The organism is Paenibacillus sp. 4624, from assembly GCF_050435065.1.
In the GTDB taxonomy this organism is placed as follows: domain Bacteria; phylum Bacillota; class Bacilli; order Paenibacillales; family Paenibacillaceae; genus Paenibacillus; species Paenibacillus amylolyticus_D.
This window is the reverse complement of record NZ_JBNDJR010000002.1, coordinates 292,621-316,477: the sequence shown is the minus strand read 5'-3', so window position 1 is coordinate 316,477 and position 23,857 is coordinate 292,621. Positions and strand designations below refer to the sequence as shown.

24 protein-coding genes are annotated in these 23,857 nt (G+C 48.1%); 2 read left to right on the top strand and 22 right to left on the bottom strand.

The annotated features are described in order from the left end of the window. Window positions 1-74 precede the first annotated feature (74 nt). From ABIE27_RS05815 to lspA, 6 genes are all read right to left on the bottom strand, one after another. Complete coding sequence (locus tag ABIE27_RS05815) at window positions 75-956, bottom strand: carbohydrate ABC transporter permease (RefSeq protein WP_429350254.1); 882 nt, start codon at window positions 954-956, stop codon at window positions 75-77. A gap of 37 nt (window positions 957-993) precedes the next feature. Further along, window positions 994-1,875 carry a carbohydrate ABC transporter permease gene (locus ABIE27_RS05810; RefSeq protein ID WP_123064045.1) on the bottom strand — a complete coding sequence of 294 codons (882 nt, stop codon included), beginning with the start codon at window positions 1,873-1,875 and terminating at the stop codon, window positions 994-996. 62 nt (window positions 1,876-1,937) lie between these two features. Then, complete coding sequence (locus ABIE27_RS05805; RefSeq protein ID WP_123064044.1) at window positions 1,938-3,275, bottom strand: extracellular solute-binding protein; 1,338 nt, start codon at window positions 3,273-3,275, stop codon at window positions 1,938-1,940. 166 nt (window positions 3,276-3,441) lie between these two features. Then, window positions 3,442-4,230 (bottom strand): response regulator, encoded by a 789-nt coding sequence (locus ABIE27_RS05800; protein WP_123064043.1) that lies wholly within the window; start codon window positions 4,228-4,230, stop codon window positions 3,442-3,444. Continuing rightward, window positions 4,220-6,013, bottom strand: a complete 1,794-nt coding sequence (locus ABIE27_RS05795; RefSeq protein WP_429350097.1) for a cache domain-containing sensor histidine kinase — start codon at window positions 6,011-6,013, stop codon at window positions 4,220-4,222. Before ABIE27_RS05795 ends, ABIE27_RS05800 begins: the two co-directional genes overlap by 11 nt. A gap of 429 nt (window positions 6,014-6,442) precedes the next feature. Continuing rightward, on the bottom strand, window positions 6,443-6,925 hold the full coding sequence (lspA, locus tag ABIE27_RS05790) for a signal peptidase II (RefSeq protein WP_429350096.1): 483 nt from the start codon (window positions 6,923-6,925) through the stop codon (window positions 6,443-6,445). 223 nt (window positions 6,926-7,148) lie between these two features. On the opposite strand from lspA, the gene ABIE27_RS05785 reads away from it, so the two are divergent. After that, the gene (locus ABIE27_RS05785; RefSeq protein ID WP_240036772.1) at window positions 7,149-7,628 is read left to right on the top strand and encodes a heme-degrading domain-containing protein; all 480 of its coding nucleotides are present in this window, start codon (window positions 7,149-7,151) and stop codon (window positions 7,626-7,628) included. A 127-nt stretch (window positions 7,629-7,755) separates the two neighbouring features. Here ABIE27_RS05785 and ABIE27_RS05780 read toward each other — a convergent pair whose 3' ends face one another. The 15 genes from ABIE27_RS05780 to ABIE27_RS05710 all read right to left on the bottom strand — a co-directional run bounded on the left by ABIE27_RS05780 (window position 7,756) and on the right by ABIE27_RS05710 (window position 22,051). After that, window positions 7,756-8,034 carry a hypothetical protein gene (locus tag ABIE27_RS05780; protein ID WP_429350095.1) on the bottom strand — a complete coding sequence of 93 codons (279 nt, stop codon included), beginning with the start codon at window positions 8,032-8,034 and terminating at the stop codon, window positions 7,756-7,758. Further along, window positions 7,994-9,844, bottom strand: coding sequence for an S-layer homology domain-containing protein (locus ABIE27_RS05775; protein ID WP_429350094.1), 1,851 nt, complete (start codon window positions 9,842-9,844; stop codon window positions 7,994-7,996). The genes ABIE27_RS05780 and ABIE27_RS05775 overlap by 41 nt, the downstream gene beginning before the upstream one ends. Before the next feature lie 314 nt (window positions 9,845-10,158). Next, window positions 10,159-11,136: a permease prefix domain 1-containing protein gene (locus ABIE27_RS05770; RefSeq protein WP_151458064.1), complete on the bottom strand. Its 978-nt coding sequence runs from the start codon at window positions 11,134-11,136 to the stop codon at window positions 10,159-10,161. 6 nt (window positions 11,137-11,142) lie between these two features. Continuing rightward, entirely contained in the window at window positions 11,143-11,469 is a 327-nt protein-coding gene (locus ABIE27_RS05765; protein ID WP_090921618.1) for a PadR family transcriptional regulator, read from the bottom strand. 209 nt (window positions 11,470-11,678) lie between these two features. After that, on the bottom strand, window positions 11,679-12,626 hold the full coding sequence (locus ABIE27_RS05760; protein ID WP_123064039.1) for a nucleoside hydrolase: 948 nt from the start codon (window positions 12,624-12,626) through the stop codon (window positions 11,679-11,681). A gap of 112 nt (window positions 12,627-12,738) precedes the next feature. Continuing rightward, window positions 12,739-13,143, bottom strand: coding sequence for a DUF350 domain-containing protein (locus ABIE27_RS05755; RefSeq protein WP_123064038.1), 405 nt, complete (start codon window positions 13,141-13,143; stop codon window positions 12,739-12,741). Further along, entirely contained in the window at window positions 13,131-14,597 is a 1,467-nt protein-coding gene (locus tag ABIE27_RS05750) for a glutathionylspermidine synthase family protein (protein WP_429350093.1), read from the bottom strand. The genes ABIE27_RS05755 and ABIE27_RS05750 overlap by 13 nt, the downstream gene beginning before the upstream one ends. A 54-nt stretch (window positions 14,598-14,651) precedes the next feature. Then, window positions 14,652-15,107 (bottom strand): hypothetical protein, encoded by a 456-nt coding sequence (locus ABIE27_RS05745; protein ID WP_345789267.1) that lies wholly within the window; start codon window positions 15,105-15,107, stop codon window positions 14,652-14,654. Beyond that, a complete protein-coding gene (locus ABIE27_RS05740) occupies window positions 15,107-15,571 on the bottom strand; it encodes a hypothetical protein (protein ID WP_429350092.1) in 465 nt (154 codons plus the stop codon). Before ABIE27_RS05740 ends, ABIE27_RS05745 begins: the two co-directional genes overlap by 1 nt. 726 nt (window positions 15,572-16,297) lie before the next feature. Beyond that, the gene (abc-f, locus tag ABIE27_RS05735; protein ID WP_429350091.1) at window positions 16,298-18,427 is read right to left on the bottom strand and encodes a ribosomal protection-like ABC-F family protein; all 2,130 of its coding nucleotides are present in this window, start codon (window positions 18,425-18,427) and stop codon (window positions 16,298-16,300) included. A gap of 98 nt (window positions 18,428-18,525) precedes the next feature. Beyond that, window positions 18,526-18,687: a hypothetical protein gene (locus ABIE27_RS05730; RefSeq protein ID WP_192895079.1), complete on the bottom strand. Its 162-nt coding sequence runs from the start codon at window positions 18,685-18,687 to the stop codon at window positions 18,526-18,528. A gap of 221 nt (window positions 18,688-18,908) precedes the next feature. Further along, window positions 18,909-19,361, bottom strand: coding sequence for a hypothetical protein (locus ABIE27_RS05725; RefSeq protein WP_240036768.1), 453 nt, complete (start codon window positions 19,359-19,361; stop codon window positions 18,909-18,911). Between the two features lie 124 nt (window positions 19,362-19,485). Continuing rightward, window positions 19,486-19,770 carry a hypothetical protein gene (locus ABIE27_RS05720; RefSeq protein WP_429350090.1) on the bottom strand — a complete coding sequence of 95 codons (285 nt, stop codon included), beginning with the start codon at window positions 19,768-19,770 and terminating at the stop codon, window positions 19,486-19,488. Between the two features lie 127 nt (window positions 19,771-19,897). After that, window positions 19,898-20,896 carry a glycosyltransferase gene (locus ABIE27_RS05715; protein WP_429350089.1) on the bottom strand — a complete coding sequence of 333 codons (999 nt, stop codon included), beginning with the start codon at window positions 20,894-20,896 and terminating at the stop codon, window positions 19,898-19,900. Between the two features lie 84 nt (window positions 20,897-20,980). Next, window positions 20,981-22,051 (bottom strand): phosphotransferase family protein, encoded by a 1,071-nt coding sequence (locus ABIE27_RS05710; protein ID WP_429350088.1) that lies wholly within the window; start codon window positions 22,049-22,051, stop codon window positions 20,981-20,983. A 359-nt stretch (window positions 22,052-22,410) separates the two neighbouring features. On the opposite strand from ABIE27_RS05710, the gene ABIE27_RS05705 reads away from it, so the two are divergent. Then, complete coding sequence (locus ABIE27_RS05705; protein WP_123064030.1) at window positions 22,411-22,854, top strand: hypothetical protein; 444 nt, start codon at window positions 22,411-22,413, stop codon at window positions 22,852-22,854. 119 nt (window positions 22,855-22,973) lie between these two features. Here ABIE27_RS05705 and nikE read toward each other — a convergent pair whose 3' ends face one another. Then, on the bottom strand, window positions 22,974-23,774 hold the full coding sequence (nikE, locus tag ABIE27_RS05700; protein WP_429350087.1) for a nickel import ATP-binding protein NikE: 801 nt from the start codon (window positions 23,772-23,774) through the stop codon (window positions 22,974-22,976). Window positions 23,775-23,857: the final 83 nt, after the last annotated feature.

The following is a 23,857-nucleotide window of genomic DNA, read 5'->3' as shown; positions in this document are numbered from 1 at the left end:
CACGCTAACTAAGCGAGTAGTGGAAGGGCTTAAATTCTTTTACTTTTAAAATCAGTGGAAGCACTGGCAGGCAATCATCCTTTAACCGAACCCGCAGCGATCCCTTCAACAATTCGTTCACTCAGCACAAGGAACGCAATCAAAATCGGCAAAATGCTGATCATCAGCGTAGCCCCGATGGCACCCCAATCGGTGGTGTACTGCCCGATAAAGTTCTGCACTCCGACCGTCAGTGTTTTGTATGCATCCGAACTGATGAAGGTATTCACGAAAATAAATTCGTTCCAGTCATAGATCATGTTAATGATCGCGGTTGTAGCAATGACCGAAGCCGTCATCGGCAGTACAATGCGGAAGAAGATGCGGTTCACCGAGCAGCCGTCCATCACCGCTGCCTCTTCTACCTCTCTTGGAAGCGCATAATAGAATCCTAGCAGAATCATAATCGTAATCGGCATATTAAATGCAATGTAAGAAAGAATGACCGATAACGGATGATCGGTGAGATTCAACTTCAAAAACAGGCTGAACAGCGGAATCAGCGTGGAATGCACCGGGATCATCAGCCCTACCATGAACAATCCAAGCACCAGTGAACGACCCTTCCAGCGCATCCGTGTAATGGCAAAGGTGACGAGACTCGCAAACAACACCGTGAACACCACAGAAACAATCGTAATCCATACACTATTGAAAAAATATAAGCTGATATTGCCTTCCGTCCACACTTTGACATAGTTCTCCCAACGCGGCGTAGCCGGGAGCGCAAAAGGAGCCATGTCGAATACTTCCTGATTATTTTTAAGTGAAAATAACAGCAGCCACACTAAAGGCAAAATCTGAAGCAAAGCTACCAGAGACAGAAGCACATATAACAGGACGTATCCAAGTCTTCTCGTCCATACCGGACTATGACCTGTCTCCGGGCCCACAGGCAGCCGAACAGCCGGTTCCATCTTCAACGGGATGACCTCCTTTCATTGTAAGTAAGCGTCAGGAATATTGAATTGTATCTTTGGATGCCGTTGCTTTGCGAAGCAGCCAAGTCACGACCAGACAGATCAGAAGCAGGAAGAAACCTACCGCACTGCCGTATCCAAAGTCAAAACTGCGAAATGCCTGACGATACATGTAGGAGGCCATGACTTCACTGGAGCCATTCGGACCGCCATCTGTCATGACATAAATGAGGTCAAAATATTTCAGTGAGCCGACCACGGCGAGCACCACGGTCACTTTAATGACTTCCGTAATGAGCGGCAGCTTAATCCGGAAAGCAATTTGCCACGGGTTTGCACCATCTATCCGCGCGGCCTCAATAAGCGATTCCGGGATATTTTTGAGTGCTGCATAGTAAATCAAAATATAGAAACCTGCATACTGCCACAAAATTGGCACGAACAATGCATACAACACCAGTGATGGCTCCGCCAGCCAAGCTGGCGGATTGCTAAATCCGATGGCTTCCAGGAAGCTGTTCAGCACACCGTTGCTGGGGTGGTAGATTTTCAGCCATAACTGGGCAATCGCAACGGAGGATAACAGCATCGGAATCAGATATATTTTACGAAATAGATTTGCACCCTTGATCTTGCCTGACAGCACCAATGCAATCATCAGATAACCAATGAGACTCAGCGCAGAGAATAAGGCTAACAAAAAGGTATGATTGGCACTCTGCCAGAACGTACTGTCCTGGAGCAATCTGGTGTAGTTATCCAAACCAATAAACGTCATTGCCCCAATTCCATCCCATTGCATCAAACCGTAATAGCCCGTAAGTACAATGGGGATGTAGACCAGAACCAGCAGCAGAAGCAGCGCAGGCAGTACATACAGTGCGGCCACCAGACGGTTCGACATGACTTTGTCCAAGACGTAATCCTCCCTTCAAGCGTTCAAACATTCAAATGGTGTACGTGTCGGTGAGGTCTACATCAGTTGCCTTTATCGATCGCAGCCTGATGATTCTTCACAAAGTCTTCCGGTGTAACTGCTTTGCCAAACAACGCCTGAATCATGTCGAGATGCGCCTGGGCAGCAGCCGGTTTCATCTGCACATCTGCAAAGAGGGTCAAGCTACTCGCCTGATTCAGCTCGTTCAGCAGATCGATGTAAAGTTGTGGCAGCTGGACTGCAGCGGTATCCACTTTAGTTGCTGGAATGACCCCAGCTTCGGTCACAGAGCTTTCGCCCCATTTTTCCACAAAGTATTGAATGAATTTCTGTGCTTCGTCCTTCACTTTCGAGTTCTGAGCCGCAAACAATCCTACGCCCGGTCCGCCTACCCAGCTGTTAATGTCGCCTTTGCCGCCGTCAATCGTCGGGAATTTGAAAAATCCAACCTTATCCTTGAATTCCTGCGGAATGTCCGGGTTCGTTGTAAAGTTTGGCAATTCCCATGTTCCCATCAGATACATAGCCGCTTTTTCATTCATGAATTCGGATTTGCCCTCATCGTTGGACAAGCCGTTAAAACCTTTGTTGAATGCATTCATATCCACCAGCTTCTGCACTTCAGCCGCAGCCTGTGTCAGCGCCGGATCATCAAACTTGCCAGAGCCATTAATGGCTTTCTCCAGCGCATCGCCGCCTACACGATTCGCCAGGTACATGTACCAGAGTGAACCCGTCCAGCGGTCCTTGTTCCCTAGTGCAATCGGCACTTCACCGTTATCGGTCAGCGTCTTCACCACGTTTAGGAATTCATCATAGGTGGCTGGTGTCTGCAAATTATATTTATCAAATATCGCTTTGTTGTAATAAATAGGTGAGATATTCAGCTCGATCGGCAGTGCATACGTTTTGCCGTCTACCGCGTAAGCCTCGGTCGTTCCGGCGATAAACTTCTCCCCAAGTTCCCCCTTCAGTAAATCATCGAGCGGTGCAAACAGGTTACCCTTCACATAAGGCTCCAGGAATCCCGCAGCCCAGGTTACGCCCACATCGGGAAGTTCATTGGAAGCAGACAGAATTTTCAGTTTGTTTTTGTATTGTTCATTCTCCAGCACTTCCTGCTTGATCGTCACATTTGGGTTATCGGTCTGATACTGCTGGATAATATCGTTCACCAGCTTGTTCTGTTGTGCCGAGCTGCCAGCTGGCCAGAGATGCATGAATTTCAGAGTAACCTTGCCATCTCCGCCACTGTCACCGCCGCTTGCATTACTACCGGAATCATTGCCCGCCCCGGAACCTGCATTGTTGCATCCAGACAAAATGACAGCCAAAATCAGCGTCCATGACAGGATCATCGCCAGTGTCTTTCTTTTCATATTTCCAACCCCCAATAGTGGAATTTCGGTTTTTGTAACCGCTTTAAAAAAATTGTAGCATGGGCACCACCAGCCTATAAGGGTAGAATGATTTGGAAAAACTCCACTATTTTGAGTATTTATTACCTGCTTTATTGGACGAGAGAACTCTCCTTCATTCACTCTGTTAATCCTTTTCGTTCACGGCATGACGATATTTACTCGGACTGATGTTCTCCAGGCTTTTGAATACTTTGATAAAATATTTATCGGTCTGATACCCTACTCTCTCCGCAATTTCGGAGATGGGCAGGTTCGTCTGCACTAACAGTTCCTTCGCTCGCTGTACCCGTTTGCGCATGAGATATTCGCTAAAATTCAGCCCGACCTGTTCTTTGAACAGCACACTAAAATAACTGGAATTCAGGTGCAGGGAATCGGCAAGCTCACGCATAGTCATCGGGTCACCCAGATGTGTCTCAATGTATGCTAAGGCTTCTCCAATCGGTGTATTATCCTGGTGCTCTCTCCGTTCCCGGATATCTACCAGCTTCGGGTCAACGAGGTCCTGCATCGCTTGAATACGTCGTTGCTGCTCATGAAGGAGAAGTGCCTTCTGTACCGTCTGAAGCAGCTGCTCTTTATCAATCGGCTTGAGCAAGTAATCCACCACACCCAGCTTAATCGCTTGCTGCGCATAATTGAAATCTGCGTATCCTGACATGATCAGCACCGCAGGTTTGCTAGGAAAATGTTGAATAGCTTCCACCAGAGACAAGCCAGAAAACTCTGGCATTCGTACATCCGTAATCAGGAGATCAGCCGGCTGGCTTGCAAGCCACTCTTTGGCCTCCACGCCACTCGCAACCGTCTGAATCCGGTTCTTCCCGGCAGACCATGCTTCAAGCGTCTTCCGTATGCCTTCTCTTGTACGCGGCTCGTCGTCCACAATCAGAATTGTTTTTTCATGAATCATGTGCAGCCTCCGTTCCCCTCGGAATCTCGAATCGAATCACTGTCCCTGCTCCAGCTTCGCTCTCCACAGTAAGTTTGGCATGCTCACCAAGCTGACGACCAAAATAAAGCCGTAGACGTTGATATACGTTGATCAACCCCACACCAGCTCCTCGGCCTGGAGCTACCGGCTCACCACCGTTTAGCGCCTGTTTAATCGTCTGAAGACGTTCCTCGTCTATGCCCGGCCCATTATCGCGCACCTCCACAAGCACTAGCCCTGTTATTGAGGAAGGATATACATCGATCTCTACCCTTCCGGGTTTTAACGTGCTCTCGATGCCATACAAAACAGCATTCTCTACCAGCGGTTGAATGAGCAGTTTCGGCATAGGTGTACTGCGTAGTTCCTCACTCAGCCTGATCTCCCACTGCATCCTGTCACCGAGCCTCATCTGCATAATGTTCAGATATCGCTCTACATGCTCAAGCTCGTCCGCAATCGTCACCCATTCATCCTGGTGCGGACTGGAGATAATGTACCGAAATAACCGAGACATTGCGATAACCATCCGCGCCATCTCCTCCTCTCCTTTTTCCTCCAACGACCAGTAGAATGCTTCTAGTGTATTGAACAGAAAATGAGGGTTGATCTGGGATTGCAGCGCCTTCATCTCAGCTTGGGACTGCATGACCTCTTTCTCATGTACCACCTGCGTCAATTCATTCTGCCTGTATACCATCTGGTTATACACGTCATTCAGTTCATTGATTTCTAAGGTGGAGCTGATCATAAGGTTAGGCCTCATTGCTCCAGGCTGTGCCCCACGCATCGCTCGCATCAGCCGAATGAGCGGACGGGTAATCATCGTGGAGAGGAAGAAGGACATGACCAGAAAAAGCACAACGCCGATGACGCCTGATACAAGCAAAGCCGTTCTCAGGATCGACACCCCTTCCGTGGTCTCTCGCAGCGGTGTCAGTACAGCTAGCGTCCAGCCTGTTAGCTCGGAACGTTGCTTCACTACGATATAAGACTCTTTCCCGTTCTGAACGACGGACTCACTATCCATCACTGCCTGAGGGTCCAGATGTACGTCCAGATTGGAGGTCACGACTTCACCACCGCCGTCCAGTAGCATAATCGAATCCTGGGAGCCATCTGCCCCGTTCGAATCATTCAATTGAAAAAAACTACGTTGCATTCTCACAACCACGTATCCCCCATGCTCAAAAGAACGCTCCAGCAGACTGATCCGCCGAACAGCCAGAAGAATGCTCGGATCGTCGGGATCGGAGCCAGCCCACACCAGTCGCCCCTTACCCTCGTCCGCTTTGACAATCCAGTTCCGCTCCAGCCTATGACTTAAGGAACGGTCATCCATCGGAAAGATACGACTGTAATCCGTGGTGTATATCTCCATACTCTGGGCGCCATTAATAAAGGATTGGTAACTGCCTGCGATCTGCAGCAATGCCTGTCGCTGATTAAAGCTCGCCTTCTGCCCTCGCTTCTCTTCATTCAGCAGACGTTGCACGTAAGCATCATCTGCAACCTGGGCGGTTAGGGAATTCACCTGTGCAATCAGTGCATCTAACCTACCACTGGCCTGTACTGCGGTCTGATGGATATGCTTTTCGGCATTGCTTTTCAGCAAAGCCGCTACACGGTCATAGGCTGTGATGCCTGCGAGCAGAAGAACAATGAGCATAACCATCACAAAACCGACAAAGATCTGATTGCGAAGCGAGTTAAAATGTTTTGTTTTCCGCTGCAATGTCCAAACGTCCTCCTCTTTCTGCATGTAAAAGAAACCACCATCTCACGCCCGCCTTTTTGCATTGACGGTGTTCACTCGATGCCGGATTTTATCTACATTATTCTGTTATGCTTGAATTAAAGCGCTTGCAAATTGAATTCGTACAATGTTATCTCCCCTACGTCCCGCTCCACTTTGTTTACCGATTAAACTAACAAATTCAAAATAGCACAGTTTGGTTTGGGAATCAATGGAAAAGTATTTTCCCAATGCCTACCTCTCTTTTTCCTTGCATTCGTCTCATCATTTCTCACATAAGTTTTCAAACCGCTATCGGTTATTCGTGCGCGAAGCCCTTAAATTTTGGGGTGCAACACCTCTTGCATGTAACGTGCTAACTTTGTTACATCAAGCTGGCTACACCCCAATATGTATTCAACATGTTAAAACGCAGGGTGTATCATTGAATAGATGTCACCCCTTAGGCAATGCATTACGCAAGCGTTTCTCCCGATACCGCTGATAGGCGCGTATCAACATGCCGATGATGATCATCACCACACCAATGTTAATCGCCACATCCGCCAAGTTTAAGATACCCCGCCCCGACGGAAATACCAGAAAGTCCGTCACACGAGCATAAACAAAACGGTCTATGGCGTTGCCCAGCGCACCACCGACCATGAAACCTGCCCCGGCCTGCATCCAGAATCCCCGTATCTCACCTTTATGCCGATAATAGAGCATACCTGCGATAAACAGCACGGCAATGACCCCAAACAAACGCGCATTCCCTTGAAACATGCTTCCGGCCATCCCGCTATTTTCATAATGCTGCAGCTGCATCCCTGAATCCCCAAGCCGCATCACTTCGCCAACCTCCATATACATCCGAACCGCTATTTTGGTACCCTGATCCACAAGCGTAACCAGCAACGCGATAAAATAAAACAGCATGCTTTTCCCCCTCCTGCCTGCCTGAATTGCTCTTTATTTGAATTGTAAAAAATCATCATAACGTTCCCCTTACTTTACCACAGCGGTTATAACGTCTCCAAATGATCGGGTCTTGAGTCTCTTCTAACATCCGATAAAGTGTGTAATTCAGTGCGGGCAGGTAGAACCCTGTCCTGCGTCGAATGTAGAGCTTCATCACACATACGAAGGAGATGTCTTTCATTTGAATTCGATAAATCCCGAAATCACTGGCAGATTAGCGCAAATGCAGCAGGAAGAACAAGAACTGGTATGGGATACGTTCAACTCCGGAACAGCGCTACAACTCGGTCTGCATCTAGTTCAGGAAGCGAAACGCCGCTCACAAGCGGTAACCATTGATATTACGCTAAAGGGGCATCGTCTCTTTTTGCATGCGATGGAAGGCACACACCCCGATAACGAAAATTGGATTCGGCGCAAAAACAACGTGGTCAACCACTTCGGCTCCAGCTCCTGGCATACGGCCTTGCGATTACGGAGCGAAAACAAAACATTGGAGCAAGACTACCAACTAAATGACTCCGATTATGTACTGGCTGGTGGCGCATTTCCGCTGATCCTAAAAGAGGAAGGGCAAGTGGGGACAATCACAATATCGGGTCTGCCTGATGAGGAAGATCATGATCTCGTTACTACTGGCATTCGCTCGTTTTTGAAATAGAGCCTGCTTAAGGAAAAATAATTCCCAAGTCGCTCACCATACAAAAAACACCTTCTAGAGAAACGATATGAAAATATCTACTCTGAAGGTGTTTTGTTATAAAACTGTCCTTACTATCTTTTTATTCCTAGTAGACAGCCACCCTTACATCAGGTTTATTATCTTCTGGTACACTTGCTGTAAAAATGACATCATGACCCGTACGAGACACGTCCCATCCAATAATGGAGTGTCCGAATGCAGACTCAATTCTACCAGCCACTTCATCTAATGTCTCTGTTCCTGATAAACTCACACGTTTTACAGTTTCATTTGTGCCGTCTTGAAATACAACTCTAATACTTTCCATACTAGTTTGAGCAGCATCAATTGTTAAAACGATAGTAACTTTTTTGAGGTACTCCAACAGGATGTGCGGCCCCTACGGTTGTAATCTTACTATCCGGCATGCCGATTCCTGTGTTCAACCCGGAAAGTCTTGCCAGAGCTTTACTATTATTCGCTGCCGGAAGTTTGGCTGTGAAGATCACTTTCGTCCCACTGGCAGATACATTCCAATCCGGAATGGTTGTCCCAAATGCTGTTGCGATCTTGTCCGCAAGCTCACTTCCCGTTTCGGGACTTCCCATCATATTTACATGGACTACCCATTCGGATGCTCCATCCATAAATTTAACACCTATCGGCCCATCACTACTTTCGGAACCAGGCAAACTTAATGTTACTACCTGAGATGTATTAGTCGTTGGATTTCCGGCAACTGTAGTTGTGCTTGAAGGCGCACCAACTCCTGATGCCTCCAATGCATATAACCGAACATGTTCGTTATTTGTGCCCGGTTGCTGCGATGTAAAGTGTACTTTTGATCCATCGGCGACTGCACTCCACCCCGGTATGGATGTCCCAAAGGCTACGGCTATTTTCGATGCTACTTCCGTTGCCGTTTCTGTACCTGTAATAGAAACCGTTTCTGGGATCGGTGCTCCCCCATCTGTAAAATAGACATAATATGAACCCGGAGCTGTTGCTCCATTTTCGATTTCCAGTGTTACTACCTGTGCTGTATCAGGCATCGGTACAGCCCCTACGGTTGTAATCTTACTATCCGGCATGCCGATTCCTGTGTTCAACCCGGAAAGTCTTGCCAGAGCTTTACTATTATTCGCTGCCGGAAGTTTGGCTGTGAAGATCACTTTCGTCCCACTGGCAGATACATTCCAATCCGGAATCGTTGTCCCAAATGCTGTTGCGATCTTGTCCGCAAGCTCACTTCCCGTTTCGGGACTTCCCATCATATTTACATGGACTACCCATTCGGATGCTCCATCCATAAATTTAACACCTATCGGCCCATCACTACTTTCGGAACCAGGCAAACTTAATGTTACTACCTGAGACGTATTAGTCGCTGGATTTCCGGCAACTGTAGTTGTGCTTGAAGGCGCACCAACTCCTGATGCCTCCAATGCATATAACCGAACATGTTCGTTATTTGTGCCCGGTTGCTGCGATGTAAAGTGTACTTTTGATCCATCGGCGGCTGCACTCCACCCCGGTATGGATGTCCCAAAGGCTACGGCTATTTTCGATGCTACTTCCGTTGCCGTTTCTGTACCTGTAATAGAAACCGTTTTTGGGATCGGTGCTCCCCCATCTGTAAAATAGACATAATATGAACCCGGAGCTGTTGCTCCATTTTCGATTTCCAGTGTTACTACCTGTGCTGTACCTGCATTGTTTTCAGCAAAATCCACATTCCAGCCTATGTTATTCTCGGAGAATACAGCACCTGCAGAACCTTTACTCCACAATGAAAATTCTGACGAATCCTTGAATTCTAAAGCTACTTTCTCGTCACTAGGTAATTTATAACCTTTTATGTATCCTTCTTTTACCGCCTTCTGAACTTCTGAATAATTCCAAACTAAGGCAGACAGATCAGTATATTGCACTCCTGCTAGCTCATTAAATTCAAATTGACAATTAACTAATGCCATAAATTCTCCACGTGTAATTACATTGTTGGGCCTAAAGGAATCGTCGGAACATCCTTTGATCAATCCTTTTGAAAGCCATTTATCAATGGTAGGTTGTGCCCAATGCCCTTCAATATCTGAGGTCACATCTTGACCATAAACAACTCCACCTGATAGACATAACATACTCATAACTAAGATAAATATGTTTACTTTTTGAGTCATCCTTTTAAAAAACATACATTTCCTCCTATTAAGATATAGATATCTCTCACTAATTGATCGGACAAACCTTTCCTTCACTCCCTTTCCTTCTCATGGTGAATGTAGATCAAAGTGCTAACTTCGACCATTCAATTTCTAAATTCTATAAATGTAGTATAGCATTTTCTAGAAGGTACCATTAATACAAAAAATAAAGATCCTTACCGGAATATAGATCTTCATGATGAATTGACCTTTTTAAGTAAAATTAGAATTTGATAAAAGTTAAAGTAAAAAAAACTCCCCCGAAAATTAATACATCGAAACTCTCAGGGGAATTATAGTTGAGATCAGGATGGCTTTTTATTTTTCATAATGTGATATACGTTGCTAAAGCTGCCAGAGAGAATGCCGACGATCGGGAAAATCGCCCAGTTAATATCCCAGCGCTGGTAGACGAAACCCGTAAAGAGGAAGAACGCTGTCGCGAGCGGCCAAACCACAGCCTCAACAGCTCTCACTGCTCGTGCCTCTTCTCTCTTGGCTGCATTCAGGTGCTGATTCTCCAGCAACGTCGTATAGGAACCCTGAATATTACCGTAATAGACAAACAAAAACACACCAATCCCCGCTGTAGCTAAGAGAGCCGACACACCGTAAGAAGCATACGTATCATTCACATAGGCCCCTGCAAAGATGAAAACAGGAGACAGGATGCACAGGCACACGCCCGTAATAAGAGCCACTCGATATGTGAGTGCAAAGCTTGCCTTATTACGCTGAAGAGTCATCAGAAGGGAGCGGGGGAGCTGGAACCCTATCTCCATATACTCAAACCGTCCCAGCTTCATACCGCTGTAGATGAACATGCCCACGGCAACAGCCACCAATACAAACATTCCACTCATGCCCAGCACAGAGCCAATGCCGAACGTACCTTGATCTGATGAAGACCCAAAGCTCTCGAACAGCGTATCCATTAATATAAGAAAAGCTATTCCCGCTGAGGACAGCCATACGCCCAGCCCCGTCCAGAAACCTGCACTTCGCTTAGCCGCGAGATAGGCCTGAACCTCTTCTTCGGTCAGCACTGGATATGTTTCCGCAGCATCCTCAGTCTGAATACCGAGCTCTTCCATCAGTTCCTCGATGTTGCCAAATTCGGAGATCACAATGCCAACCGCCTCATTCTCCGATCTGCCCTCCTGTTTTAACTCCAGATATTTATCTTCCATACCCGAAAGAAGCTCCTGTTTCATGCGCTCCACCTCAGGACTTCTCGGCAATCCCGCAAACATATTGTCCAGATACACCATTATTGTCTCCATATCCGATCACAGCTCCCTGATAAACAGATTAACGACCTCTTGCGTAACCTTCCATTCCTCGCATTTTTCCCTGTAATAGTCCAGGCCAGCTGGCGTGATCCGGTAATACGTGCGGCGTTTTCCCAGACTTTCATCCTGATAAAAGGATTCAATATAACCGTTTTTCTCCAAGCGGGTGAAGGCCGAATAGAGTGTGGTCTCCTTCATGACATACTTTTCATCAGTTAGCTGCCTGATGTTCTTGGAAATCTCGTATCCGTACGATTCTCCTTCAAGCAGCATATAAAGGATCAGCGTATCATTATAACCGCGTATTACGTCACTGCTGATCACAAAAGGTATTCCTCCTCATTACTTCATCTGTCGTAGTAGTTTGAGTATAGCATAGTTACTACGACAGATGAAGTAGTTTAGTTGAAAATAGGAAAAATAAAAATCCGCACCTGGTTAGAGGTACGGATTTAAGAGCTGTAACCTTAGTTTACGCATGTTCAGTCAACTATTTAACAAACGGTTCTCTTTCTCTGCGTTTAACGATGCGATTACTGAATGGCGGACAGCACATCCAGCAGCATGGACTTGAACTTCGGACGATCAATCGCTTCACAGACACGTACATTTGGCGCTTTACCCAAACGTCCGTTGATATCCACAACACTGTATCCTCGCGTTAATTCTCCTGCCGCTTCCACATCGACGTAATAATGACCCGACTTCGTCATGAGTGACTCATCTGCGGCAACCGCCATTAACAAAGTGTCGGGATGGGTTGTTCCGTTCAATTTATGTACCGATTTGTTGAATTGCATGACCACTTTATTAATCGCAATGAAGAAATCGGAGCCCGAGGTACGGAGTGCTGCAATCTCTGCATGATCGTTATCATCCATAACGGAATATTGAGTGCACATCTCCCAGCCAACCATCGTAATCGGAATGCCTGCATGCAGTACAATTTTGGCCGCTTCCGGGTCTACGTAAAAGTTATATTCTGCCGCCGGCGTGATATTGCCCAGTGCATTGTTCGTTCCACCCATGATGTATAGATGAGCGATCTCAGGGATGATGGTTGGATCTTTCTGAATCGCCATTGCAATGTTCGTTAGCGGCGCAATCGCCAGCAGTTCAATCTCACCTGGATGTGCATGCACCTTTTCGATAATAAAATCAACCGCATGCCCGCTCTCGGGACGCTGATCCGCCTTGGGGAAATGCGCGCCGCCCATACCATCATCGCCATGCACATCTTCTACCGTACGATGCTGGGCCTGACCATAGGCCATGAGTGGACGCTCGCAGCCTTTGTATACCGGAACCTTCCCGCCATGTCCGGCAACTTGCACGGTGTACAGTGCATTTTCAACCTCTTGGTCAAACTGCACATTACCTCCGGTGATCGTAATGCCCTCCACCTGAAAATGATGCAATGCCGTCAGAATGGCAATCGTATCGTCTCCTGCTGTATCCGTATCAATGATGACTCTTCTCATGCTGCCGCGCTCCTTCTTCTGTATAGTATTCGTTCTATATCCGCCAAACGGCCCTCGTGTATATCACCATGATCATTCGACGGACATATCTATGCGAAACGTCAGGTCTATTTTACATCAAAAATGTACCGATGACGATGGAAACGCCGATGATTACGGAACGAAGCAGTTGTGCCACCGCCATATTACCACGCGCAATTTCATCACACACTCGCATTTTCGGGATCAGGAAATCAAATATAATATAAACCAGACACAGAATAATGATACCCAGCCCCGACCACAGTAGCATATCCAGCCACGAATGCGTTGAGAACGACACCATACCCACAATGATACACAGACCTAATAACTTGCTTCCCATGTACATACCTGCTGCCTCGTTGCCTTTGGCGATTTCCTCGCTATCGTTATATCGGGTCAATTTGCTAAACGCAAAATACCCCACAATCAATACCACTAACAGAATGCCAATCCCCACCGCAACATTCACGAGGTTCAATCCTAGCTTTTCCATTCCTTCTCCTCCTCATCATTCATCGGTTCACGTACAGCAGCAGCGCAATAATATGCCATATCTCCGGTAACTTTCTCCCCTACCCGGGGTAACATTCCGGCAAAACGTCCACCAATCACAAATACACCCGTTAGCACATAACCATGGTATTCTCCATCCTCTGTCTGAATTGCAGCCTGTTCCATCGGCACGAGTTGCTGATATACCTTGGGCTGGTTTGCATAATAGGCGGTGACCTCTTCGTCCTCGTCATCATATCTATTCAAGACTACAGGTATGTCCCCTGTGATGTCTGACTCCAGTTCTCTTTTCAAATTAGAAAGAGAATGTGCTTGAGTGTTCGTTGCCGTATCTGCATTCTTATTCGCATTTGTATCCACGACGTCCGCCTGATCTTGAACTGCTTGATGATCCAGCAAAATGGTCCCACGGCCCTCGCGCCCCCAATAGCTTTTGGCTACGTAAGGTACATCGCTCTGCTCAAACGGCTCCGCGGTGAAGTAGGTTGGCAACAGATAACGTGAAATCACTTCCATCTCTGCCTCGTCAAAAAGCGTAAATCCACAATACTCTGGCGTCTGCTCATTCCGCTCGTACAGCGACCAGAGGGCAGCCATAAAACCTTTGCTCTGCATCAGCACATGCTGGACAGGATTCATCAGGCCAAGCTGTCCTTCTCGCACTAGTTCAATCAGAGCAGCACCAATGTCTACATCGGTCGTCTCGTCCCGATCCCCGATCAGGTATTCCAGCGGATACAGCCGATACAACAATCGAATCTCGCAGCCCTGATGATACAGCGCCTCTCCCGGCACGATCTCAAGCTCCTCCAGCGGAGCATATAACACCTCGTATCCGGCTTCGCGGCAACGTTCCATAAGGTAGGCGGTGTTGGTTCGATCCTCAACATGATCGCCATATGAAGTAAACGTCACCGGCCCTTCTAACCCTTGCTCGGCATAAAACGTCAGCCAAGATCGGAAACAATCTCGGATACGTGCATCCATATGCACAGAGGGTGCAGTCCATGTATGGTCTTCTGTCCGTCCGATCAAAATGTGTTCAAGGGCCGCCGATTCAGGAATACCTGTCGGCGTGTCGGTGTTATTTTCAATACATTTCAGACCAGCTTCGCCAATAATCCAGTCCTGACGGGTGATTCCGCCCGTGACAGCTTCCATGCGTGCTGCGGCGATCAACCCCGGGTGGATACCCAGAGGATGCTCCAGAAACGAATCCGGCATATAGCGCTGAATAAAACGCATGACTTTGCTGTAAATCGCATCCACCGCCTCCGCCGCAGTGTGTAGCTCATCCAGTTCATCCGGTGTGTAAACCGTCAATGCGGGTACACAGTACTGCTTGCCGTACATGCGATGATATGGGATCTTCTCTCCAGCTTCACCCGAGAAAATCTCCTCGTGACTGAATGGCATCGAGTACACTTCCCTCATCCTGCCAGCCTCCCCCGAATGATGCGGAGAATGATTGCCTGCTTCATGATGTCATTAACCTCCCGAACTTCGGAAAAAGCTGCCGAAACCGCTCGATTTGGATTTGGTTGAGCTTTTATAAGAGCTGCTGCTATCTTTGCTTCCACGATAAGACGATCCACCATATCCGCCGTAATAATAATGACCGCTACTGGAGTCGTACTCACAGCCTGTATCATATTCGGGATCACATTCGTCGTTGTTACTGCCACATCCCGCAAGCACTGCAGGCACAGCCAGCATCAGCGAGAATGCAACCAGTTTCGCTTTGGAGCCCGGTTTGGCATCTGATTTAGGGCTTGGTTTGAAGCCCATTCCAGAGTCTAATGTGGATGACGATTTTGACTCTAATGCGCTGCTAGATGCCACTGTGGTCTCAGAACTAGACTCTAACGTGAATGCAACTTCATCCCCAACAATGTTTCTGGACACTTGCCCGGATAAAGGTTTTCGCACCTCTTCTTCCTTCATTACAGATCCACCTCTTTCATGAAAAACAGTACTTTCTTTCGATCCGCATCGAGCACGGAGTACAAAAACTCGTACGTCTTGCCTTCACGCACCATGTAGTGATCCAGCAGCTGTTCGGCCAATTCCATCGTGTAGCCAGAAGATTCCGCAAGCTCCAGCTCATCAAAAGAACGTCCATTCCACAGCATATATTCCGGGCTGTACATGGAAGACATTTTACACATGCCCAGCGCTGCATCCGCAATAGCAGCACCGTGCCCTTCCGGCATCTGCTGTTCATACGCAGTCACGTAGATGGCATGTTCGCGCCGATCCTGACACTCATTGGACAGATGAGCCCATAATTTGTTTTTCATCAGGGTAGCATCCACCAGCTTGCGCATAAACAGTTCATCCCGCGTCACCGAGGTCTGATCAAGCACGCCCGTTTCTGCCTGTTTATCCTCCGACCAACTGCGGTACATCAATGAATAATAAATGGTGATTCCCTCCCTATCTGCAAGCTCGTAGGTGAGCCGATTCAATATACACAAACGTATTAAACGCATGAAGAGGAAAAAAGTTACACTATTCGCCGAGACATGTAAAAAGAAACACAGACATTTTTATGATTCTCTTTATAAATGTACTCCAGCCTGCGTACTTCCTGCGTACTTCCTGCGTACTTCCTGCGTACTTCCTGCGTACTTCCTGCCTACTTACCCGCGTAGTTGCCTGCTTGCCTACCCATTTTATCCCTCTCTCATGCGCTAACGATCACCACAGAGCTTATTTGGCGGAAAAACAACCTTTCCAAATTCTAACGATCAGGAGAAACATTATTTCGGAGAAAAACCAGTGAAATCGCCTAAAAGCTCCACATTTTTAGTAAATAACGTTCCTGGTGATCGTTAGAATTTTAAATCACTAAAAAACAGCCAAATAGCGTCTCCTCAGATCGTTAGAATATTCTGATTCACAACCACACAGATAAGGACTGCCTCATGTCAGTCGATGCATACCAAATGCATCAACCGTGAGACAGTCCTTTACGTCCTTTGTACTCTAGTCAGTTTCTTTGTACTCTATTTAGTTTCCTTGTAATCTAGTCAGTTCCATACACTTATAGCTATTACCTCAACAATCAGCCTAGTATTTACCCCATGGTACGAGTCTTAGATGTTTTACTTGCACCATATCCGGTTCCACTATCACATCTCGGCCCATTGAGCCAATAACTCATCGTATGCTGCGGATAACTGCTCCCGCTCGTTCCAGGTTTGTTCCAGCGCTGCCGAATCATTGGCTAACGCTTCAAGCTGCTGATCAAGTTCCCGAATTTGAACCTCCATACGAGCCATCGCCTGCTCCAGCTGCTGAGCAGACCCGTGATTCCCAAGATTGCTACCACTTCGGCTTCTGCTTCGGCTTTGACTGCTACTGCGGTCACCATTCCCGTTTCCAACATTCTTGTTCACCCGTCCAGCGTCGAGCTCAATATGAGCTTGCTCCAACATGATCTCTCCGCTTGCAGATATAGCATCAGGTCCGCCGCCCCCTGCTTTCAGTCGGGCACTTTTGTTCGCTCCGGTCACCGCCGACTTCGCGTCGATCCCCGTATCCATCCCTGTTGCTTTTCTACTTTTTCCCGATCCGTTCCCAGCGCCTGCACGAGTTTCCGATGGTACCTCTTTCGCTGCACGTGCCTGTAAATCAAGCTTTTTCTCCCGGTACGCTTCATAATCTCCGAGGTATGCCGTTAGTTGTCCGTCCTCCAGTTCCCAGACACCGGAAGCCAGACGATTCACAAAGTATCGGTCATGGGAGATAGCCAGCACGGTACCTTCAAAATCAGCAAGTGAATCTTCCAGCGCTTCTCTTGAGGCAATATCCAGATGGTTGGTCGGCTCATCCAGCAGTAATACATTGGGTTTGCGGTGTACCAATAGCGCGAGCCTCAGGCGAGTCCATTCCCCTCCGGACAGTTGCCCTACCGAACGGAAAACATCTGCACCATAGAATAGATATCTCGCCAAAATGCCACGAGCCTCCCCTTCCTCTACGCCTGCTTCCAGACGGAAGTGCTCCAGCACACTCCGCTTTGGATTCTCAGGCTCCTCCTGCTGAGCCAGATATCCCACATCAACGCGCGCGCCCCATTCCAGCTTGCCTGCATCCGGCTGTTCTTCACCCAGCAACAGCTTGAACAGCGTGGTTTTACCGGAACCGTTACGGCCGATCAAGGCCGTTTTGTCCCCGTATTCAAGTAACGCCGAGACACCTTGCAAAATATCTCGATCACCGTATCGTTTCTCCACGTCTTCCAGCACGGCTACACGTTTACCTGTCCGATCCGTCGGATTCACATCAAAATCCGCATGACGACGTTCAAGCACGGGACGCTTCACCTGCTCCATCCGCTCCAGCGCTTTGCGCATGGAGGCTGCACGCCGGAAAAACTTTTCATTCCCGCCGACACGGCCCCATTCCTCGAGCTGGCGAATCGTTTCCTTCATCTTTTTCATGACCTTCTGTTGCTCTTTGAACTCCTCGAACTGTTTCAACAGCCGCTGTTCCTTCACCTTCATATATTCGGTGTATCCTCCCGCAGCGGTCTGTGCTTCGCCATCCTCCAGCTCCAACGTATTTGTCACGACCCGATCCAGGAAATAGCGGTCATGGGAGATAAGAATAACGGTTCCAGAATACTCTCGCAAAAATCCTTCCAGCCACTCCACTCGCTCCAAATCAAGGTGGTTTGTCGGCTCATCCAGTAATAACAGGTCAGGACTCACAATCAGCTGTGAAGCCAGCACAACACGCGTCTGCTCCCCGCCTGAAAGAGAACCGAAACGCCATACGTAATGAGTCTTGGCAATATCCAGGCCATCCGCGACCTGATCAATCCGTGAATCCATCTCGTATCCGCCTTCGCGTTCGAACCGCTCCTGTAGTGCTGCATAACGTTTCAACAGACGATCCAGCTGCTCCGGATCTGCCGCACAGGAAGGATCGGACATCTGTTGTTCCATCTCCTTCATCTGGTTACGACAAGCGATTAACTCCTGAAATCCAAGGCCCAGTACATCCAGTACAGAATGGTCATCCAGCCCTTCCGGTACTTGGGCAACGTAACCGACTCTTGTATCTTTTTTTAGCATCAATTGTCCTTCATCCGGCTGGCTTAACCGGGCCATCAAACGCATCAAGGTAGTTTTGCCGCTTCCGTTGCGGCCGATCAGGGCAACCTTGTCCCCTTCCATAATTTCAAATGTAATGCCATCCAGCACCAGATGTGCTCCGTGATATTGTTTCAACTGTTGCGCGCTAATAATCATCATAATAAGGTTCCTCCTATGGTGTGGAAGAGCCTGACCGCAACACAAAAAGAGCCGCAGGAGGTTAGCTCCGCGGCCCTTCAGAATTCAAGCAAATATGCTTATAGTCCGAATGAGGTCAAGGCAGGCATCTTCTCGCAAATGTTAACTTCCGTATATTCAAAATTGGACAGACTTCTCCCGTTGTTCGAAAAAGTGTGAACAATGCCAGCCATAGCAATCGGCAGCTGGCTAATACGGTTGTTAAGCATCTCGTGATTCACCTGTCTTCACCTCCCTTTGTCATAAGTAATGTCAATATATCACAGACGGCCGCACCTCTGCAACCACGTCATACACCTAGGGCCTCTGCCATATGCCTGTGCCATTGTTGTGGGTACGCCTATGGTTTTCAAACAGTCATCTGAATTAGCATTTTTCATCCCTCGACTACTCGTGCTGATCTCCTACCAATCTCCTACCGCTCTTATACCCGAAAGGCAAACTACCCCAGATAAGCCATCTTGATATCCACTAAATGATCCAAATTGATCTCCACGCGCAGTTCGTCATGCTCATTGATCGCAATTAACGAGTTACCGCTAACACTTAATTTTTGGATGGGATTGGTGCCCTCGAAAAAAATCCCCCACACCAAACGATCTGCTGCATCGGTACAAGCAATGAAGCCTTCATTCCCCATTTGCCCGTCTCCGCCAATAACTTCCCCACCTTGATAATCCACACTTGCCCACGCATCCACCATCGTCCAGCAATCTGGATTGTACTTCACTATACTATCTATCGTCGTATCACACAGCGGAGAAACAGACAGAGTACGCTCATTGTTGTTAGGGTCGAAATATGTTCGGATATCTAATATGGTGACCGTTCCATCAGCAAAAGCGATGCAATTCATACCTGGCATCTCTCGCTGTTCGGCAGACCAATGTTCCATGATTAAGCTATTCATCACATGTTCCTTTCTTTTTTAAAGCAACCGTAACTTACACCCGTATGGCTTCCAGCATTCAGCATTTGGCTACATCAAACTCCTGAAACGGCATGCCCGTATTCCCGGATTAACGCCTTCCACGACGCCGAAGCACCAGAGCCGTAACCGCAACGGTGACCAGCGTCAGCAGTCCTGATGTACCTAATGCCGCACCAAGGAGCGCATACCCGATACCGTTCCAACCCCCTATATTGATGCTGATCAAAATAATAACCGCCCCGCCAAGCAACGTCAGACACGGCAAAATGGATTGAACCCACGTCACTCGGCGCCCCTGCGCCCGATATATCACCCATTCGATCAACAGTTGCACCACCCACATCCCAAGCGTCCACAAAATAACGATATCCACAAAATCCTCTCCTTATGATTGGATATTCATACCGACCGCTACAGAGCTGTATTACTGCATAACCTCTCCATAGAGCATGAACTAGAATGATCGCTTTTTATCCATACATATTCATACCGTGGCGCTCTTACTTCAGCCATTCTGCAAAAAAGTTTCGGTACCCTTCTTTCATAATCGTCCTTGAAAAGGCACCAAATGCATACTCGCGGTTGTCCTCCGATACACTGCGCGGCGCGGCCGCCGCCATGTTAACCAGTTCAAACCAGTTATCCTCGTTGCCGGCAAAGGCATGCGTGGATCTGATGTGACCGTAGCAGGCATGCTCGGGCTTCACGACCATTTTCCCCATCGCCATCGCTTCTGTCAGCGGCATCGCAAACGTATCAAACGCCGAACAGCTCCAGTACACCTTGGCTGAGTTCATCAGCGTAAATATCTCATCCTGGGTGAGTGCAAACTTCAGCTTCACGTTACTTGGGATATCGTATTTCTTCATGCTCTCCTGATAGCGCACACCGCCAAATACCATATACACTTCCTTGTCCGGGTTCTGCCGGGCATATTCGAGCACAAGGTCGGGACGGCGGTTCGCCTCATCCCGCCCGATCCAGAGCACCCGGTTATGCACAACCTGACTCGGGTCATAATGGCGGTGCGCCAGCTCTTCGTTAAAGCCAATCGGAATGACGTTCACGTCATGCACGCCGAAATTGCGCCCCAGCTCTCTTTTCAAAAACTCCGTCTGCACAATCGCTTTATCCACCATCGTATAGAATGGCTTCATCATCTCATACCCCGTCAGTGCCGGGTCAGGGAAACTGTGCGGAAACAGTACACTTTTCGGCAAAAACATTTTCAGAAATGTAAATCCCGATACGGTATAGATCACATGCTCAATATTTTGGCTATGGATCTGATCCAGCACGATATCATAGTTCACCAGGTCACCCTTCTCATGCTCATATCCCGGTAGCCAATCGTAGCCGCTGACATGACGCTCCGGCGAGATGAACACAATGTCCACGCCCAGCTCCAGCCCAATCTGTTTCAGTCGATCCGCGAACACCCGCGGCCCCTGAGCCTCCGTGAATTGAATCTTACGCATAACCAGTCCAACTTTACGCAAACTTTTTCCTCCTCACTCCGATTCTCTGATTCGCATCCATTTCATTCTCCGTTCAACGTTCTATTCGATATCTCCTTGTCGGCTCTAATAACCGTTCAAATGCTCCATACATTGCTCCAGCGTCGTAGCCGTCTCATGCCATTGATTGCGCAGTTGTTCCTGCGGCCACACACAGTCCGGATTCCGTAAATCGCCGTCGATCAGACGTATCATCCAGAGCGAGAATATGATCGCATAAGCATCGTACCATTTTGCAAAAGAATCCCGTTCAACCTGCACGCCCAGACTCTCCAGCTTGTCCAGATACACCTTCATCACACGTGCCCGCAGCCCCGGTGTCATCGTACGAGGAAAGAGCGGATGCGACAAGTCCAGCAGATGGTATACATCCCAGAGAGGCGTATTCAGATGAGCATGTTCCCAGTCCAGAATGACCAACCTGCCTTCTACCTCGGCTAGGTTGCCGGGATGCAAATCGCCATGACATAGTACAAGCGGCAGCTCGTCCTCCGCCGTGAGGATCAGCATGGTGAGTCTGTCCCGGTCCGCTGCAGACAACGTCAGATGCAGTTGACGCAGAAGTTCATCCGTTGCTGACTGGTGCTGTTGCAGTTCATCCAGCATATCGCGGATGGGCGGCTTATGCCCGACTCGCGGCAGTTCTTGCCATGTTGCAACAGGCAGAACATGCCAAGCCGCCATATGTGCGGTAGCATTCAACATGGTCGATTCGCACAAATGATGCTCCAGTTGTCCCATGTCTTCGTAGATCATCCAGCTCTGCTCTGGAGCTTCCGCCTGATCCGAAGTCGCGATGAGCTGTGGATATACCGGAGGTAAGTGCGGCATCACATGCTCGTACATCCAGCGTTCCCGTCCATACTGTGCAGGATTCGTCAGCGGTTTGAAAATATAAGACTGGCCGGATTGAACAGTAAACCGTTCCACATGCCTGCCATTCAGCCCTCGATAGAGAATCTGCCGTGCTATAACCTGCTGCTCATCTAATATTCCTTCGGGTGTCACCCAGCGCTCTGGAAACATGTCATTCGCTAAATTCTCCATATGATTCATCTTCTGCATGTCTCGAGTGTCATCCATCTTCCTCATGTCCTCGAAATTCCATGCATCCTCTATATTCTCCATGCTCTTCATAAACTCACCCTCCCTTCTGTCTGACCGTTCCGTACAGGATTTCTATTCATCATACGTTGCAGATGAACGGCCTGCAAGGGGGGGCTTAATGGAAGCAGAGGTGTAGCACAAGTGCGTGCATTCATCCAATGACTGCAATATGTCCGCAATTTTTCTCCCCTTGCCATTCATTCCTTTCCGATCCCTCCAGAGACAATGATATAATGAATGGAATGATAGATTCTAAGGTTACCCGATACTTAATCACTAACAGATATTAGTTAGAACATAGGCATATATGGTCAGCTATAACGCAACATTTGGCATGAACAAGTAACGTGCATAGATCCAACCTGAACATTTACATAGGAGGAACGACCATGAACATTGTACTGATGCCTGAAAAAGTAGATTTTCGCATCTCCACAACCGATCTGAAGGCCATCTATACCGAATCCGGCGGTGTCACTTTACGTGTAGATGTGCAAACGCGTTGGGATGTGCCTCTAGATCAATACCGGGAAATCGAACTCACTTTCGGCACCGTCGCTGAACTGCGATGCATCACACTCAATTTTTTCGAGCTATACACAGATCAAATTGAAGGAATCAGCCAGCAAGACGATGTGCTCGCCTTCTGGGAGTCAAACAGCTATCATCCCGATCCGGGCTTCTATGAGGTGATGAATTCACCCATTTTGAACGAAAAAAGAACGCTCTTCGATCCCCGGAACCGGCTTAATCTGAAGCATTATCTTGTCGCTGGATATGACAGTTATGTAGAGGTTATTGCCTCATCTTATCAGTTTGCGGTGAAGGATTAGAACGGTCACCCGAGAATAAAGATACAACGTTTCGGCTGATCCAATACATACAAAAAGAACCAAGCCGATTATTCAACTTGGTTCTTTTTGTAACTCAAATTGGTCTTGGTTTTTCAAACCTATTCAAACACAATCCGACCTGACGGATGCTCTGGCAAAATGGACGACACCAGCTGCCGGACAGCAGGCTGATCCGATTCCAAGATGGAATCCGTCGCATCCCCGGTATAGACCAGCCTTCCCTGATCCATTACGGCGATGCTGTCGCAGATCGTCAATGCGGCGCGGATATCATGCGTGATAAACAGATAGGACAGTCCATACGATGCTCGCAACTCTGCCAGTAAGGCCAGAATTTGTGTCTGATGCACCATATCCAGGCTACTGATCGATTCATCCAGCACGATTAACTTCGGCTTAAGTGCAATCGCTCTGGCGATGTTGACCCGTTGTAATTGTCCTCCGCTGAATTGATGCGGAAGCTTGCTCGCGTCCTGCGGTGTAAGCCCGACCTGCACGAGTAGCTGTTCAATCATGCGCTGTTGTTCCTTGGCAGACAGGCGCTCGTAATTGTCCAGCGGCTCTCCGATAATCTGCGCGGCCGTCATCATCGGATTCACGGCGGAGTAACAGTCTTGGAAAACGACTTGCAATTCACGACGCAGCCCTTTAAGCACCGTTTTATCCGCCCGATAGATGTCCTTGCCTTGAAATAATACCTGACCCTGGCTTGGTCTTTCCAGCCCAAGAATAACTTTGCCCAAGGTGCTTTTACCTGCCCCACTCGTTCCGAGTAGTCCTAAACAAACCCCTTTTTCAATCGTAAGTGAAACATCTGCCAGAACAGAAGGGCGCGATCCCGGACGCGGGAGCCAGCTCCGCTTGCCATAGCTATGACTCACTTCATGTACTTGTAACATCCGGTTCATCCCCCTCCTTCCTTCGTTTCAATCGTACGTATCCCGACAGTTCTGCACACTACTCCACACCGACCATGTCTCCA